The organism is Clostridium sardiniense (genome assembly GCF_016907995.1).
In the GTDB taxonomy this organism is placed as follows: Bacteria; Bacillota; Clostridia; order Clostridiales; family Clostridiaceae; genus Clostridium; species Clostridium sardiniense.
In genome coordinates, this window is record NZ_JAFBDA010000004.1 from 88,390 (window position 1) to 106,370 (window position 17,981).

The 17,981-nt window shown below is 30.6% G+C and carries 16 protein-coding genes; 4 read left to right on the plus strand and 12 right to left on the minus strand.

Annotation, left to right across the window (positions count from 1 at the left end):
- Nucleotides 1-108: 108 nt before the first annotated feature.
- Together JOC62_RS05070 and rbr are read left to right on the plus strand one after the other, a co-directional pair.
- The gene (locus JOC62_RS05070; protein WP_204594143.1) at nt 109-1,287 is read left to right on the plus strand and encodes a class I SAM-dependent rRNA methyltransferase; all 1,179 of its coding nucleotides are present in this window, start codon (nt 109-111) and stop codon (nt 1,285-1,287) included.
- A 196-nt stretch (nt 1,288-1,483) separates the two neighbouring features.
- Nucleotides 1,484-2,074 carry a rubrerythrin gene (rbr, locus tag JOC62_RS05075; protein WP_204594144.1) on the plus strand — a complete coding sequence of 197 codons (591 nt, stop codon included), beginning with the start codon at nt 1,484-1,486 and terminating at the stop codon, nt 2,072-2,074.
- Between the two features lie 50 nt (nt 2,075-2,124).
- Here rbr and JOC62_RS05080 read toward each other — a convergent pair whose 3' ends face one another.
- The 4 genes from JOC62_RS05080 to JOC62_RS05095 all read right to left on the minus strand — a co-directional run bounded on the left by JOC62_RS05080 (nt 2,125) and on the right by JOC62_RS05095 (nt 5,642).
- A complete protein-coding gene (locus tag JOC62_RS05080) occupies nt 2,125-2,691 on the minus strand; it encodes a DUF1643 domain-containing protein (protein WP_204594145.1) in 567 nt (188 codons plus the stop codon).
- Between the two features lie 43 nt (nt 2,692-2,734).
- On the minus strand, nt 2,735-3,448 hold the full coding sequence (locus tag JOC62_RS05085) for a 2-phosphosulfolactate phosphatase family protein (protein WP_204594146.1): 714 nt from the start codon (nt 3,446-3,448) through the stop codon (nt 2,735-2,737).
- A 74-nt stretch (nt 3,449-3,522) separates the two neighbouring features.
- Entirely contained in the window at nt 3,523-4,476 is a 954-nt protein-coding gene (mnmL, locus tag JOC62_RS05090; RefSeq protein ID WP_207758146.1) for a tRNA modification radical SAM protein MnmL/YtqA, read from the minus strand.
- Nucleotides 4,477-4,526: 50 nt separating this feature from the next.
- Nucleotides 4,527-5,642, minus strand: coding sequence for a hypothetical protein (locus tag JOC62_RS05095; protein ID WP_204594147.1), 1,116 nt, complete (start codon nt 5,640-5,642; stop codon nt 4,527-4,529).
- A 138-nt stretch (nt 5,643-5,780) separates the two neighbouring features.
- Here JOC62_RS05095 and JOC62_RS05100 point away from each other — a divergent pair, with 138 nt between their 5' ends.
- Nucleotides 5,781-6,845, plus strand: a complete 1,065-nt coding sequence (locus tag JOC62_RS05100) for a YkvI family membrane protein (RefSeq protein WP_204594148.1) — start codon at nt 5,781-5,783, stop codon at nt 6,843-6,845.
- 53 nt (nt 6,846-6,898) lie between these two features.
- Here the strand turns inward: JOC62_RS05100 and JOC62_RS05105 are convergent, their stop codons facing one another.
- The 8 genes from JOC62_RS05105 to murI form a co-directional block, all read right to left on the minus strand.
- The gene (locus JOC62_RS05105; RefSeq protein ID WP_204594149.1) at nt 6,899-8,134 is read right to left on the minus strand and encodes a peptidoglycan-binding domain-containing protein; all 1,236 of its coding nucleotides are present in this window, start codon (nt 8,132-8,134) and stop codon (nt 6,899-6,901) included.
- 33 nt (nt 8,135-8,167) lie between these two features.
- On the minus strand, nt 8,168-11,683 hold the full coding sequence (locus tag JOC62_RS05110) for a S8 family serine peptidase (RefSeq protein ID WP_341534796.1): 3,516 nt from the start codon (nt 11,681-11,683) through the stop codon (nt 8,168-8,170).
- A gap of 129 nt (nt 11,684-11,812) precedes the next feature.
- The gene (locus JOC62_RS05115) at nt 11,813-12,490 is read right to left on the minus strand and encodes a helix-turn-helix domain-containing protein (protein ID WP_204594150.1); all 678 of its coding nucleotides are present in this window, start codon (nt 12,488-12,490) and stop codon (nt 11,813-11,815) included.
- A 5-nt stretch (nt 12,491-12,495) separates the two neighbouring features.
- The gene (locus JOC62_RS05120; protein ID WP_204594151.1) at nt 12,496-12,861 is read right to left on the minus strand and encodes a DUF3783 domain-containing protein; all 366 of its coding nucleotides are present in this window, start codon (nt 12,859-12,861) and stop codon (nt 12,496-12,498) included.
- Nucleotides 12,862-12,873: 12 nt separating this feature from the next.
- The gene (locus JOC62_RS05125) at nt 12,874-13,398 is read right to left on the minus strand and encodes a peptidylprolyl isomerase (protein WP_204594152.1); all 525 of its coding nucleotides are present in this window, start codon (nt 13,396-13,398) and stop codon (nt 12,874-12,876) included.
- Nucleotides 13,399-13,599: 201 nt separating this feature from the next.
- Entirely contained in the window at nt 13,600-14,253 is a 654-nt protein-coding gene (locus tag JOC62_RS05130; RefSeq protein WP_204594153.1) for a DedA family protein, read from the minus strand.
- Nucleotides 14,254-14,478: 225 nt separating this feature from the next.
- Nucleotides 14,479-14,751, minus strand: a complete 273-nt coding sequence (locus JOC62_RS05135; RefSeq protein WP_204594154.1) for an STAS-like domain-containing protein — start codon at nt 14,749-14,751, stop codon at nt 14,479-14,481.
- A 249-nt stretch (nt 14,752-15,000) separates the two neighbouring features.
- Nucleotides 15,001-15,774, minus strand: a complete 774-nt coding sequence (murI, locus tag JOC62_RS05140; protein ID WP_204594155.1) for a glutamate racemase — start codon at nt 15,772-15,774, stop codon at nt 15,001-15,003.
- A gap of 284 nt (nt 15,775-16,058) precedes the next feature.
- Here murI and JOC62_RS05145 point away from each other — a divergent pair, with 284 nt between their 5' ends.
- Nucleotides 16,059-17,960, plus strand: coding sequence for a type I glutamate--ammonia ligase (locus tag JOC62_RS05145; protein ID WP_204594156.1), 1,902 nt, complete (start codon nt 16,059-16,061; stop codon nt 17,958-17,960).
- Nucleotides 17,961-17,981: the final 21 nt, after the last annotated feature.

Consider the following 17,981-nt stretch of genomic DNA (forward strand, 5'->3'; position numbering starts at 1 on the left):
ATAATATATTATCAATACGATAAAAAAACAAGTTATTTTTATTGGAATAACATTAAAAAAGTTGTGTTATAATCTTAAAAGAATTAATTTGAAGGGAGCTACGATTAAATGGCTAGTAAATTCTACTTAGAAAAGTTAAGCAAAAAGGCAAAAGCCGAACAAGGCAGACCATGGATATATACAGATGAAATTAAAGAATATGACGGTGAATACCAAAATGGAGATATAGTTGAGGTTTATAATCACAAACATTTCTTTATAGGTAAAGGCTACATAAATGATGCAAGTAAGATTGCCATAAGAATAATGACAAGAGATATAGATGAAGAAATAAATGAAGAATTCTTCAAAAAAAGATTTAAAGCTGCATGGGATTATAGAAAAACTGTAATTGATACATCATCTTGTAGATTTATATTTGGAGAAGCTGATTTTCTGCCAGGACTTACAGTTGATAAATTTGAAGACTATTATGTAATACAAATTTCTACTTTAGGTATGGATAAATACAGAGATATAGTAACAAAAATATTAGTTGAAGAATATAATGCTAAAGGAGTTTATGAAAGAAGTGACCTTAAAACTAGAGAAATAGAAGGATTAGAGCAAACTAAAGGATTTTTAACTGAACCTTTTGATACAAATATTCAGATTATCGAAAATGGTGTTAAATATATTGTTGATTTAGAAAATGGTCAAAAGACTGGTTTCTTCTTAGACCAAAAAGAAAATAGAGCTGCAATTCATAGAATTTGCAAAGGAAAAGATGTTCTAGATTGCTTTACTCATACTGGATCATTTGCATTAAACGCTGGAATCGCTGGTGCAAAGTCTGTTCTTGGTATTGATGTATCTCAACACGCAGTTGATTGTGCAACTAGAAATGCTAAGCTTAATGGACTCCAAGATACAGTTAAATTTGAATGTCATAATGCTTTTGATGTACTATCTTCTTGGTCAAAAGAAGGAAGAAAATTTGATGTTGTAATATTAGATCCTCCAGCCTTCACAAAATCAAGAGATACAATAAGCGGTGCTAAAAGAGGCTATAAAGAAATTAATCTTAGAGGATTAAAAATGGTTAAACCGGGCGGTTATTTTGTTACATGCTCATGCTCTCACTACATGGCAGAAGATTTACTAAAATCTACAATTGCTGAAGCTGCGCATGATTCACATAGAACATTAAGACAAATAGAGTTTAGAACTCAATCTTCAGATCACCCAATACTTTGGAATTCTGATGAATCATATTATCTAAAATTCTTTGTGTTCCAAGTAGTTTAATAAATTATATTCATCATTAATATTTACAATTTTTAATAATTACATATTTTTAATAGATAATTATAATAACAACGCTTTTGTTAACAGTATGTTAATTGATTATAGGCTTTTATAGGGTTATAATTAATTCATAAGATTTTTTCGGAAAATGATTATCCGTTAATATTAATTGTACATATTTAAGGAGGAGTTAGTTATGAAAAGTTTAAAAGGAACAAAAACAGCTGAAAATTTAATGAAATCTTTCGCAGGGGAATGTCAAGCTAGAACAAGATATACTTATTTTGCTAGTGCAGCATTAAAAGAAGGTTATCACCAAATATCAAATATCTTCATGGAAACTGCTGAAAATGAAAAAGAACATGCTAAGAGATTCTATAAATTCTTAAAGGATGATTTCCAAGGAGAAGCAATTGAAATTAATGCAGCATACCCAGTAGAATTACCTACTGATACAAAGACAAACTTAATATTTGCAGCTGAAGGTGAACATGATGAAAACTCAAATCTTTATCCTACATTTGCTAAAGTAGCTGAAGAAGAAGGATTCCCTGAAATTGCTGCTGCATTTAGAATGATTACTAAAGCAGAAATAGCACATGAAACTAGATACAGAAAATTAGCTGCAAACATAGAAAATGGAAAAGTATTTAAGAGAGACTCAGCTGAAACTTTATGGAAATGTGGAAACTGTGGATTCATATTTGAAGGTGCTGAAGCTCCAGTTAAGTGTCCAGCTTGCTTACACCCTCAATCATACTTTGAATTATTTGTAGAAAACTACTAAAATATAAATATATTTAATTAAAGAAGCTACCCTAATTTAGGGTAGCTTTTTTAATTATAGAAAGGATTCAGTTCTTCTTTAAATTCCCATGCTAAACAGTTCTTTGGATATCCAAACTTAGTTAAATCTCCAACTCTTAAAAATTGTTTTTTAGAATTAGAATCTAAAAATCCATCTCTTATTAATTCTAATATATCTTTAACTCTGTCTCTGTAAACCTTTTTATTTCTAATACAAGGCTCTCCCCATGCAGCAATTATTATATCACTCTCACTTATACATTCTTTAATAATATCATTGTTTATATATAAGTTTTCTGTATAATTTTCATCCCTTATATCAACTTCATATGCTGAAAATAAATTAGTTATAACTATCTTATTTACTCCATTTATAAAGCTTTTATAAGATTTTTCATTAAGGTATTTCAATATTTTCTTAAAAGTTTTACTACATCCTCTACTATCTATTCTTTTAGGATAATTAGAAATTATAAGTATGGTATCTCCCTCACTTGAAACATCAATACTTATTTTATAACAATTGCCTTCAGGAGAGTCTTCTAACACTGTTATATTATTTTTTTTGATACACTTAGGATACTTACACCTACCCATACCTTTCCCCTCAAAAATTCTTACTACCCTTTATAGGGTTAATTTATTCTATAATATGTCCATATTTATATTCTGGAACAATATCAGTAATATTTTTTTTCATGCAATATGAGATATCATCCATAAGATTTAAATCTTTCATTACTCCATAATGTCTTGCATTCTTTATAAAACTCTCTATTCCGGTATTATTTTCATATATATAATTTGCAGTTTTAGCTATATCAGTAAGGTATAGTTTAGAGCTCACCTTAAGCATCTCATTAATCATATATCCTGCACATATAAAGTCATCCATTGAAAACTGTCCATTTGTTCCTGCATTTACTATAACAACATCATCTCCAATCTCTATTAATTTTTTAGCTACTGCCTTTCCATTAATCATAGCTCCAACCAATACTCTTTTAGCCTTAGAACATTCTGTTAGTGTTCTAGTACCATTTGTTGTTGTGATTATTACTGTTTTACCTTTAACTACGTCCTCTGTATATTCTAAAGGAGAGTTTGATAAATCAAAGCCTTCTATTTTAACTGCTCTTCTTTCCCCCCCAAGGACACATTGTCCACTTTTAAATTCTGTGCTTTTTTCTCTTGCTTCTTCAACAGTTAAGTAAGGTATTACTTCTTTACATCCATTCATAAATGCAGTTGTTATAACACTTGTTGCTCTAAGCATATCAATAACAACTACAACCTTATCCCTTAATAAATTCTCTTCTATATGATCTGCTGAAATAATAATATCTATATTCATAAAACGCCTCCACTTTAAATCTATATAACACAAAAAACCCCTAAGGGCTTTTTATGTTATAAAAATATATTTAATTATTTATCATTAATTTCCCTAAATTCTTTTCCTTGATATATCTCATTGTCTATTAAAGCTTTATCTATAGCATTTAATATCTCCCACTTCTTAAGGCTCCATATAGGTCCTATTAAAAGATCCCTTGGTGCATCTCCAGTTAATCTATGAACTATCATATCTTCTGGAATCATAGCTATAGACTTACATATTAAGTCTATATAATCATCATGTGATACAAATTCAAGCTCTCCTCTTTCATATAACTTAACCATAGGAGTATTCTTCATTAAATGTAGAAGATGAAATTTAATTCCTTTTGATCCTGAATGTGCTATATAGTCTACACTCTTTAGCATATCTTCTTTTGTTTCACCAGGAAGTCCAAATATACAATGAGTTACAAAATCGATATTTCTTTCCTTTAATCTTTTTATAGCATCTTCATATACTTCTAATTTATATCCTCTATTTATTTTTCTTGCTGTTTCATCAGATACAGTTTGAAGCCCAAGTTCTACCCAAACATATATATCTTTGTTTATCTCTTCTAATAAATCTAATACATCATCACCCAAACAGTCTGGTCTAGTCGCAATAGCAAGTGCAACTACACCTTCTTGGCTTATAGCTTCTTCATACTTTCTTCTAAGCTCTTCAACTGGTGCATATGTATTTGTAAAAGCTTGAAAATAGGCAATATACTTACCTTCTTTCCACTTTTTATTCATCATCTCTTTTATATCACAAAATTGCTTACCTATTGATAAAACTCTATTTCCAGCATAATCTCCTGACCCACTTTCACTACAGAAAAGGCAGCCACCTATGCTTATAGTCCCATCTCTATTTGGACAAGAAAATCCTCCATCTAACGATATTTTAAATACTTTTTCGTCAAATTTATTTCTTAGGAAATAGTTTAAGCTGTGATATCTTTTTCCATTCCATTCTTTCACTATGATTTCCTCCATTGTTATTTCTCTTTTATACTATAATATCATAAGTGAAATTTTATTTCCTATTACATTTTTTCAATAGTTTCTTTTACTAAATCTATTTCATAATTTCCAAGGATTTCTTGAGATGCATTGCCTTTATCTCCTGCTGTAACATTAATTATAATATTATTTTTTGTCGCCTTTACATATTCAATATTATATTTATCTATTGGAAATATTTTATCAAATTCTATTGGTAACAAATCTCCTTCAGGATTTTTGTATATCTTTAGTCCCAATGACGTTCCATTCACTTTTGTGTATTGAACTATTAAGAAACCTTCTTCTTCATTAAACATCATTCTTTTAACTTGACTATCTTCTAAAACATCATATGCAGATATTTTTTGTGCAATAGGTTTTTCTAATGCTTTTTTTAATGTATTTTCATTTAATCCTCCACCAGTACTACTTCCTCCACCAGCATTTCCGTCTTGTGCCACTCTTTCATCTAATACTCTTGCACTACTTTCAATACTAGCCTCTTCAATAATAGCAACTCCAATAAAGCTATTTTTTCCATCTGTTGTACTTATTCCTATATTGCTACCCCTATAACTTATACCTATTACAGAATATCTATCTTTTGGCACTGTAACTTTTTTTATAACCGGTATTTGCCCCTTTGGATAAATTTCTAAAGGCAAATCTTTTAATCTAAGTATTAATTGACTACTTCCTATTCCCTTTGTTAGTACCCTAAGCTCATCCTTATCATGGTATACCTCTTTAACATTATCACTTTTAACATCTGCAACTCTATACTCCTCTCCAGACTTAACTATCTTTAAAGTTACCATATCTAAATCTGCATCTGATAAATGTCCATTTGTTCTAGAACAAAAAAATACAATATATGAACTCATCCCAGTCTCAGTTACATTTCCAGGCTGAAAAGCCACAATAGGCATATTAGATAACTCTTTTATCTTATTACTAGCTGCAAGTTCTGGAGTTGATATAGCATTGGCTCCTGATATATCACTTGCCTTAAGCCTCTCCATATACTGAATCCCTTTTTCTTTTGCAATTTGAGTATTGAATCTTTGCTGTACTTCAACCTTTTCCTCTTTTGCCTTACATCCAACTATACATAAAATAAATATTATAAATAAAATAAATAATCTCCTCTTTTTCAAAAAACTCACTCCTCTTTAGTTCTACTTAATCTCCTATTAGTTTTCCTTAGAAAATTTACCTTATTCACTTATAAATAGAATAAATCTTAAGTATACTTTGTATATTTGATATTAAGAGTATTTATAAGGAGGTATATCTTGAAAAAAGAATGGATTAAAGTATTTCAAGTTGCAGTTGTTTTTATAGGAACAGTTGTTGGTGCTGGTCTTGCTTCCGGAAAAGAAATAACACAATTTTTCACATCTTTTGGTATAGCAAGCTTTATATCTATAATTATTTGTGGATTATTTTATATTGCAATGGGGACTATAATTTCAAAAATAAGTATCAAATATAAACTAGAATCCTATGGAGATGTTATTCATAAAATTAGTCCAAACTTTTTTGGGAAAATTACAGGAGGTATAACAACAATTTATTTAATATCAAGTGCATCTATAATTCTTGCAGGTAGCGGAGCACTTATTAATCAATTTTTTGGAATTCCTAAAATAGTTGGTACTTTAATTATGATTGCAGTTTCTATATTCTTCTTACTTAGAGGTACAAATGGATTAATAGAGGTCAACTCTTTCATAGTCCCAACCTTGATATTTACGATATCAACTATTACAATACTTTATTTTATACTTTGTCGTGATGCTATAACATTTGAAAACATATTAAGCTTTACACCTAAAAAAGAAAGTGGACTTGCTGTATCAACAATTCTTTATGCAGGCTATAATATATTGTGTTGTTGTGGTGTTTTAGTACCATTAAGTACAAGTATAAAGAAGACTAAGACTATGTCTTTAGGTGTTGTATTTGGTGCATTAGGTCTTACATTACTTTGCCTAATGATAAATTTATTACTTATAATAAATCAACCCTACATTTACACTCTTGAAATACCGTTATTATTTGTAGCAAAACGATTTAGTACAATATTGCAAGCACTTCTTCTTATGGTTATACTTTTAGAAATGTTCTCAACAGAGGTTTCTGATGTATATTCTATAAGTAAAACATTAGAAAAAACCTTTAAGATAGGATTTAAAAAAGGGATACTATTAGTATTATTAATAGCATTCCCAATATCACAAATAGGCTTTGGTAATCTTATATCGACTTTATACCCATTATTTGGAATGTTAAGCTTAATTTTTATTTCTCAATGCTTAATATTCTATTTTAAAAATAGAAAAACATTAGATTCTTAATATTTTTCAAATAAATGACCATTTCTATATTAAATAAGAAATGGTCATTTACCTTATTGATTAAGTTCTGCTATTTTAGTAACTCCAACATATATTTCTGAAATTTTATACCATGTTTTATAATCTACTACTCCTGTTTTTGGTAATCCAAATATACCTTGGAATACCCTTACTTGCTCTGCCGTACTTTCTCCGTATATACCATCCTCAGCTACTTTAGGTATTAATGGATAATTTCTAGATATTCTATTTAGAAACTCTTGTGTTACCCTTACTGGTTCCCCTCTTGATCCAACTGTTAAGTCATATCCTGGATAAGATTGAGGACTTCCTTTAACAATTTCCGCTGTAGTAAGCTCAATATTACTTCCATAATAGCGAGTTAATATATCATATGGAGCTACCCCTTGATCTCCAAGCGCCTTACTCCCCCATTGACTAAGCCATTCTGGACAAATAACATTCTTTCCATCACAATATTGAGTTAAAAGCGGTTGCTTTCTTCCTATTCTTCTTACGTATGTTGAAAAAATTTCATCTACTATATCGCCTATATTTTCATATACATTACGTCCAAAATTAAATGCATGATCATAAGCTGTTGAATTAGTAATATCAAAATTCTTACCTTTTGATCTATACCATTCTGTGTAAATTCTATTTAGTGTAAATGATATAATACAAAATACATTAGCCCTTATTGTATTACTTGACCATGTTGAATATATTTCACTTGAAGCAACATTTTTAATATAGTCCTTATAAAGAACTCTATGATTTCTGCCCGGTGCATTAGGTCCACCCTCATGAACTATGATATATTCGGGTACAACAGGCTTTGGTAATACTACCCCACTAGTTGGTGGTGGTAGTGGCTTATCTACCTCTTCAGGAATCTTTCTCGGGAAATTACCATTAAGTCTATTCGGTGGTATATTTATAATTTCTGCTCTGCTTGCTCTAGCTGTAGGTATCTCTGATAAATTACATTTTTGATAAGCTGTTTCTCTAGGGAATATCTGACATCCATTGACTATGAACGGTTGAAATCCTTCTCTTTCAATTGTTATATTGCACAAACCATATGGCAGGCCCCCATTAGGTTGCTGTGAATTCTCAAATGGAGGTGCATCTAATTCTATAGTTTGTGTAAGACCAGATGAATCCGTAACTAATTCTACCTGAGTTGATGTACCGAAATTTGGAGTTACAGTTGCTTTGCATCCTTCTACGGGGATATAATCATCCCCACTAAAACACTGAATTTTTAAACTTCCTTTATCAGCCATAAAATGCTCCTTACTATTTCTTTTATAAATAATTTATGCCTTTTCATCTTCATTGGTGAAATCATTTGGTTTCCTTATAAATAAATTTCCTACATAAAATTCATCATATATATCGCTTCTATAACTCCTACTTCTAATATTATTAAATACACCCTGCATATCAATAGTTCCATAGCCCCATTCACGATTTGGATATACATCTCCTTCTCTCTTTCCAGCTCCCCTTGTTAAGTATGTCTTCATCTTTACAGAGTACATAGTTGGATCATTTCTATCTACTATTCCCCATTGAAGCAATTGTGCACAACATCCAGCAACAACCCCTCCTGCGATAGATGACCCAGATGCAACCTTAGTACCTCCGCCTGGTGATAGTACTACTGCATTTATTCCTCCTGCTGCTATATCTGGCTTTATTCTTCCATCCCTAGTATATCCTCTCCCCGATTTTCCCACTGTAGCATTATTATTTTGATTATAATATGCAACAGATATAGCCCTACGTGCTGTTGATGGAAGTGTTAGTGTAGTATATTGATTTGAGTTTAAAAATCTTGTACCTTCTTGAAGTAAATCCTTTTGAGGTATCCAAGAATAACATCTTCCATCAACTATATAATCTCCTGTCAATTTAAATTGCCATATTCCTTCTCTTAAGTTTTCTGCTTTTATTATTATTAACTCATCCCCTGTTTGCTCTTCTGGAATTGAATACTGTATAAACATCCTTGTCCCCTCAAAAACAAACTTTATTTCCTCAGTCTGATTCAACTTTGCTGGTATCTTTTCTATAATTTCTCCAGAAGGTGATACTATCGATAAAGATACTTTATCAGGACTATTTATCCATATCTCAAAATATAATTCTGTTTGATTAGGAGCTACCCTAAGCTCCATTGTAGCTGTATCTCCTGTTGCTGTTATAGTGGATACAGTATGTGTATCTGCATCTCCTTGATTCCCTGTTGTTGTAACTACAACAAGTCCTCTTCGCTTAGATATATCATCTATATACCTCTCTACAATAGAAGTTCCATCATGAGATCCTATATTAGTTCCAACTGGAATATATATTACAACAGGCATATTTCTACTTCTAGCTTCATTTAATATATATCTTATTGCTAATATCATATCCGTATTTTCATATCTTCCAACCCCTGGTGTAGTTACCCCAAAATTCCTTAAATATGCTTGTGATGCTTCCTTCAATTTTACTATTACAAAACTACAGTCTGGTGCTGCACCTACAAGTTCAGGATTCTTTCCTCTTGCCCCAGCAAGTCCTGCTACCATAGTTCCATGTCCTATTTCATCCCTACTTTTAACAATAGAGTACGGATCTCCTCCACCTAGTCCCACACTTATTGCATTATTAATCTGTTCTTCTGAATATACTATTCCATATTGAGCAAAGCTTTCTGTAACTCCATCTATAATACTTTGATCCCATAATGATAATATTCTCGTTTTATTATCTTCTCTAGTAAATTCTGTATTCATATAATCAATCCCAGTATCGAGTATGCCCACTAATATACCTCTCCCATTTAATCCGAGATAAGGATTTCTGTGAAAAATTGGTGCATTTGATGCATATACTGGAGATATATCATTAAGTGTGTAAACCGGTGATTGTTCTACAAATACAATCTCTGGTACTTCAGACGTTATTTTGTCTATCTCATTATCAGGTGCCGTTATTACTGCAAAATTTTCGTCTAATATTATTACTTTCGCATTTGGATATGCATCTATTGCTTTCTGAATATCGCCTGCATATTCAATTATTTTCCGCCTTATCTCTTGCCTATTTAGATCTTCAAGACCTCTTTCAACTCTAGGTAAACCTACTTCATTCCTCAATATCTCAAGTGCATTATATGCGCATACGGTTCCATATCCCCATAAAGGATTAGGATAGGTTACACTTGGTCTATCTCTTTTCGCTCCTCTAACTAGATAATTCTTTAACCGTTCCCCATATAGGAATTTATCATTATCTTTTACTATTCCCCATTGCATAAATAATGCAGCTATACCCGTGACATGAGGTGCTGCCATAGAAGTCCCTGTTTTAGCATCAAAATTATTATAAGGAACAGATGAGATTATCCCTTCCCCAGGGGCTATAAGTTCTGGTTTTGTATATGCTGGATCTCCAATTGCTCCTCTTCCACTAAAACTCGATATAGTATTAGTTATATAATTATAACTTCCAACTGATATGACATTACTAACTGTTGCTGGTATTCCTAATGTATTAAAAAGTGTTGGTCTTAAAAACTTTGTATTTTTATTAAGACCTTCTGATACAGGCATCCATATATCATAATTTCCTCTATACTCATTCAAAACATTTAAACTTATTTTCCACTCACCTGCAATAAGATATTCTCCCCCTGAAATGAATGCTATAACTACTTCTCCAAGTAAATCAAAAGGTTTAGGACCAGACATATAAAATACAATTCTATCTCCATCTAAATTAATTTCATTTAATCCTTGACCTATTTTCATTGCTCCACTTACTCTACCTGTTGGGTTTGTTATTTGAACATTTATCGCTGATAAAATATCATGGTATAAAGCTAATTCTACAGATGGCTCATCATCTGCAATATTTATTGATATTGTTTGCTCACCTCTAAGTTCTCCTCCAACATGATGTGAGGCATCACCCTCATTACCTGCTGCTATAATTATAGTTATTCTTTCCAAATCACAGACTGTACTTATATATTTTTCTAATAATGATTGACCATTATGTGCACCATCATTAGTGCTTAAACTTATATTTACAGCTAAAGGCATTTTAAGTTCCTTGCTTCTATCAACCAAAAACTTAAGTCCTCTTAATATTTGAGTACTAAGAGCGAACCTTCCTCGATTTGCTTTTACCATCATTATAGAACTCTTAGGTGCCACCCCATAATTAGCTACTGGAATTCGCCCCCCAGCACACGCTATTCCCGCAACATGAGTTCCATGCTCTGCTAAATCAATTGATGGAACTATACTAGATGGATCTTCATTTAATATAGCATCATTTATTGTTGCCTTATTATATATAACTCCACCTAAACTTAAATCATAAATATACTCTATTCTTGTAGTACCATCAGTATTTCTAAATGCAGGATGCATATAATCTATTCCAGTATCTATAAATCCTACAACAACACCTTCTCCATCTACACTGTAACTGGACTGCGCTTCTGGTATACAAGCTGCTCTATTGCTGTTTATATCCGAAAAATATAAAGCTTTAGGTAATTCTATATATTGTATTTCATCTAAATCTTCTAATTGAGCTACTTTATCCACAGATATGGTCACTATTCCATACCCATATCCCAAGCTCTCATATTTTCCACCTATACCATTCACAATTTGTGATATTCTATCCACACTTTCTCCACTTATTATTATAACTTCTATCGCATTTTCTCCATTAATCATATTCCCTTTAAATAAATTCAGTTTATTAATTGTATCCCTTCCTAATGCTCTATATAGTTTAAAGTAAGTATCTAACTTATTCTCCACCTCTAATTCACCTCGAGATTATTCTTATCATATACTTATTGTATGAAAGTATATAACTTTTGATAAAGGTGCTGCAAAAACATATATAAATAAAAAGAAAGTACATCTATGGATGTACTTTCTTTTTATTTATAACTTAATTTCTACTCTATCTAATTTTGCTATTACCTTCATATTTCTAACTTCAACAGTCTCAGTCATAGCACTTCCTCTGTTACTCATAAGCAATACTTTAGAATTATCTAGTCTTCTAACTTCCCTTATCTTAGTTTCTCCCTTGTAATTAACTAAGTAAAAACCATTTTGATTAAGTTCAGTAACTAAGTGTCCAAATACTAAATCTCCTTTTAGCATTCTAAAGCCACTCATTTCATCATCAGAAACTTCTAAATATATTACCTTATCTTGAGGATAACCTTCAACCTTATTTGAATGTATAGGCAATTCTTTATGTCCCTTAACATTTTTTAATTCATAATCATATATAGGAACATTCTTTAAAACTGAAGAAAAAGCATTTTCCCAAACTTCATTTGATTTATTATCTTTTTTAAAGCTAGGTTTAGATTCTTTAGCTACTCTCTTTTCTTCCATTAAATCTTCATCAGTAACTACCATATTAATATCATTTAAATCAGTATTTAAAACCTTTGAAGCTTTATTTATAAAACTTTCTTGAGCAACTTTTCTTCCCATTTCAACTTCATTTATATACTTTTCAGAAACACCAAGCTTCTTAGCTAATGCTTTTTGAGGTATATTAGCTTTAAGTCTAGCTTCCTTAATTCTATCTCCAACTCTACTCAAGACTATTACTCTCCTTTTTGCTGTTTTCTATACCATTCTCTCTCTTCTAAAAGATGTGTAATTAGGTACTTAAATGACCAATTACGTGATACAGGTGTTACTACTGCTAGTACTCCATCCTTTACAGCTCTTCTTATTTTCTTTATTAAAATTTGAACTTCACCATCTGAGAATCCATTAAATAATATTACCTTCTCTTCTGGCATTTCAACTATTTCAATAACTTCTTCATTAACAACGCCTGAAGCTATTTCATGAACTTTAAGTTCTACCATTTCTGGTTTTATTTCAATAACTTTTGCTAATAATCTTAATGAATTTATTTCATTTTTTGATAAGCCATGTACTAATAATGATTTATTATTATTCATTTAGCCCACCTCTTACTCTTCTATTACTTTAGGTTCTTTTGCTGAATAATCTCCAAGGTCTACAGTAACCTTTTTAATTCTTTGGTCTTCGTATGGTCTATCTCCACGATCTCTTGGCTCTTTAACTATTTCATCAGCAACTTCCATTCCTTCTGTAACCTTACCAAATGAAGCATATTGTCCATCTAAGTGTGGTGCATCTGCAACCATTATAAAGAATTGGCTGCCAGCTGAATCTGGATGCATTGCTCTAGCCATTGATAAAACACCTTTAGTGTGCTTTAAGTCATTTTTAAATCCGTTTCTTGAGAATTCTCCCTTTATTGAGTATCCTGGTCCACCAGTTCCTGTTCCTTCTGGGCATCCTCCTTGGATCATGAATCCTGGAATTACTCTATGGAATATTAAATCATCATAGAATCCCATATTTATTAAATGTATAAAGTTATCAACTGTAGTTGGAGCTATTTCTGGGTATAATTCTGCTTTTATAACTCCTCCGTTTTCCATTTCTATTGTTACTATTGGATTTTTCATATAAATTCTCCTTTCAAAACTAAAACCTATTAACTATTATTATCCAAAAAATTCATATAAATTCATATACTTCTTAAGATAATATTTTGTTCTATATAATGAAATTATATCTCATTTATACCTATTAAACAATTACTATAGCCTATAGTATATTTTCATTAAAGAATTTAAATAAAACATACATTAAATAATCTTTTATATTTAATTTAAACTCTTTCCAGCATTCTTTCTTCCTTTAATCACTTCAATAAGCGCTGGTAAAATTGATATTAAAATTATAGCTATTATAACAAGTGAGAAATTATTTGCAACAAATGGTATATTCCCAAAAAAGAATCCTAATAAAGATGCTGTTACTACCCAAAGTAGTCCTCCAATTGCATTGAAAGTTATAAATTGCTTATAATGCATTGACCCTATCCCTGCTACAAAAGGTGCAAATGTACGAACTATTGGAATAAATCTAGCTATTACAATAGTTTTTCCGCCATATTTATCATAATAAGCATTTGTTTTATCTATGTACTCTTTTTTTATAAACCTTGAATCTCCACGATTTAATATCTTCTGCCCTAGATATTTTCCTATATTATAATTTATAGTATCTCCAAGTATTGCAGCTACTGATAAAGAAATTAATAGTATCCAAATATTAAGTGATCCTATTGCTGCAAAGGCTGCTGCCGCAAATACTAATGAATCACCTGGTAAAAATGGTGTTACAACTAATCCTGTTTCACATAAAATTATGAAAAATAATATAACATATACTAGTGTTCCATAATTATTAATTAATACTCCTAAGTACTTATCTAAGTGTAATACTATGTCTATTAGTCCACTTATTAAGTTCATCTTATCACTCCCTAAGCTAATTTTGCTCTAAGTTTTTATCGATTTTTTGTTTTCATAATTATTATAAAGGTATTATGTTAATTATTGATTAAGTAATTATAATATTAATAGATTCTTATAAAATTTATTAATTCTATAAAATTAAAAAGACCACTATCTTAATATCAAAAAGATAGTGGCCTCTTATGGATTTTAATTAATATACTCATTCTATTACTCCATTTGTTAATTTAGGAAAGTAGTTCCCATTACAACTCTTGAAAAATCATTGTAGTTTGTTAAGTTCTTAACATTTATAGCATTAAAAATTGCTTCTCTTCCATTTTGATTTATTAATTCACTGAATAGGCATGTTAAGAATGTGCTTGGTATTCTGTCTAGTCCCTCAAAGTCTAAAACAACTTCATCATTTAAGTTCTGTTTTATTTGTTCTCTTAGTACTATAGCATCTTCAACAGCAAAATTTTCTCCTAAAAATTCTCTAACATTAATCATCATTACAATCACCTCATAAATTTATTTTTATCTTTATTAGTTTTCTTTTTTCAAATTTTCTGACAATTCTGTCTACATCTATAATATACCAACTTCCTATTTCTTTGTCAACTATTTAACAAAGTTTTTTTGAATTTTTTATCTTCTTAATTTAATATATTCAAAATTTCTAATATGGTTACTGTTTTTAGTATTAAATTTAATAAACCGCATGTATATAAAATACATGCGGTTTATTATAAATATTATTTCCTATATACCAAGTAATTTTTTACTAAGTTCTGTTACATCATCTCTTCCACAAGAATTATAAAATTCAACTGTTCCCTTTTCATCACTATCATTTATAAGATCAGCTTCTCTAAGCCTTCTCCTAAGTTCTCTTACAGTACCTTCTCCACCATCAATTATAGGAATATCCTTTCCTACCACTTCTGATAGACTCTCTATTATAAATGGATAATGGGTACAACCAAGGACTATAGCTGCTATATCTTTATCTTTATATTCCTTAAATTTATCTTTAAGATAATATTTAAGTTCTTCGCTATCTAAATCTCCATTTTCAATAAATTCTACTAATCCATCACAAGGCATTGGAGTTATAGTAGCATATTCTCCATAACTATCCATAAGCCTCTTGAATTTATTATGTGTTAATGTAAATGGAGTAGCCATTATTATAACATCTCCATCTCTATGTAATTCAACGGCTGGCTTAACTGCTGGCTCTATACCTACTATAGGAACATCTTTGTAGACCCTTCTAAGTTCTGCAACTGCTGCACTTGTTGCTGTATTGCAAGCTACTGCTATAGCTTTAGCTCCCTTATTTAATAAAAATTCAACTGCCTCAAATGTTAAATCTCTAACTTCCTTCATTTCTTTAACTCCATAAGGAGCATTTTTTGAGTCTCCAAAATATATGTAATTTTCATTAGGCATAAGTTTTAATGCTTCTCTCATCACGCTTAGCCCACCAACTCCTGAATCAAAAAAACCTATTGGTAATTGTTTCTTATTCAAAGCCTAATCACTCCACTCTTTTTCGTTTAAATTTATATACTACATATTCTATAACTTTAACTAAAATAAATCTAGATTTACTTAGTTTATTTATTTCAAATATAAAATATAATTTTTTATTAAGTTTATTGACTGACGAGATATATTGTAGTAAAATCTTTCTAAGATTTGGATTATACGAACATTTAATGAAATGTTCACAATTTCATTCGACCCTACATTAAGAAAGGATGTGAAGCTATTCTAGATATAAATTAATAGAAAGTATCTAGAATTATACTATTATGATTGAAAATTTAATTTACACTATACCAAGCGATAAACATACTAAAAATGATATTATCGAGATTATGTCTAAGAATCCTCAAATTAAATTTGTTTCTTTAGTCGGAATAGATTTATCAGGGAATGATACTGACGAAAAAATTCCTATGACCTTATTCTTAGATGATATCGACTCTTTCTTAAATGGCGTTGCTGTTCAAACTGACGGTTCTTCCGTTGTCCTTCCTGGAATTGCCACTCTTAATAACGCTAAAGTTGATATGATTGCAGACCTAGACTGTAATTGGTTCGTTGACTACAACTACGATAACGTAAACCCAATAACTAACAGACCTGTTGGTACTCTTAAAATCCCTTGTTTTTTATATCACGACAACAAACCTGTTGATTCAAGATATATCTTAAAATCATCCATTGAAACTTTCAAAAAATCTCTTTGGGAAGCATTTGATAAAAATCCTAGATTATTAGATACATACAATATAACTAAAGATGATGTAGAAGAAATTGTTCTTACTTCAGCTACTGAGTTAGAATTCTGGGTAAAGACACCAAATGATATAGCTCAAATAGAAGAATTATCAACTTCTCAAGTTTTAAGAGAGCAATACTGGACAAGAACAAAAGGTAATGTTAGAACAGCTTTAGAACAAACATTAGATTTAATGGATAAGTACGGATTTGAGCCAGAAATGGGTCATAAAGAAGTTGGTGGCGTTAGAGCCCAATTAGAAAGTTCAGGAAAATTCAATCATATAATGGAACAGTTAGAGGTTGACTGGAAATTCTCTTCAGCATTACAAGCTGCTGATAATGAATTATTTGTTAGAATATTAATCCAAGAAACATTCAGAAGAAACGGACTTGATGTAACATTCATGGCTAAACCAATAGATGGAGTTGCTGGATCTGGTATGCACACTCACCTAGGAGTTAGTGCTAAGTTAAAGAACGGAAGTAGAATTAACTTATTCCACGTTGGAAAAGAGCACTTCTTAAGTGAAATAGGATATGGAGCTGTAATGGGAGTACTTAAAAATTATGAAGTAATGAATCCATTTATTTCTTCAACTAATAATTCACTTAAAAGATTAAAACCTGGATTTGAGGCACCTATATGTACTGTTACATCCTTAGGATTAGCACCTGATAATCCTTCAAGAAATAGAACAATACTTATAGGATTAATAAGAGATCTTGATAAGCCTATGGCTACTAGATTTGAACTTAGATCACCAAATCCTCATACAAATACATATCTTGCTATAGCAGTTTCTTATACAGCTATGCTTGATGGTATATTATACGCTGCAAATTCTAATAAATCAAAAGATGATCTATTAAAAGAGTTATCAAAAAAACCTGGTGAAGATGCTGATTACCTAGAAAAGGGAAGAGCTTATAGAACTGAAGAAGATGTATTTGAAGATTTCACTGAAGAAGAAAGAAGCGAATACTTTGGAAAAGCTCCAGCAACTGTATTTGAGAATTTAGCTCAACTTGAAGCTAATCCAGAAAAGGTTGATGTATTAAAGAAAAATCCAGTATTTACTGACCAAATAATAGAAAGCTTTAAAATAGCAGCACTAAGTAGATGGGCTACTGAAATAGAACATAGAGTAATAACTAACTATATGAAAGAAATAAGATCTAGTAGAATTCTTCATGCCCCTGAAAAGGCTCTTGATTTAGATATTTCAAGATGGACAGAAATAAATAAGCTAAGACATACTTTACTTAAAGATACTTATAATAGTAAATCATTATTCACTAGCACTAAGGATGCATTTAAAAATAATGATTATGAATTAGCTTCAAGCTTATACTTACAAATTGAAGATTCTATGAGTGAATTAAGAGAACTTTATTCATCATATGAAAAGAATTTATTAGACTTATAAAATTAAATAAAAAAAGACTAG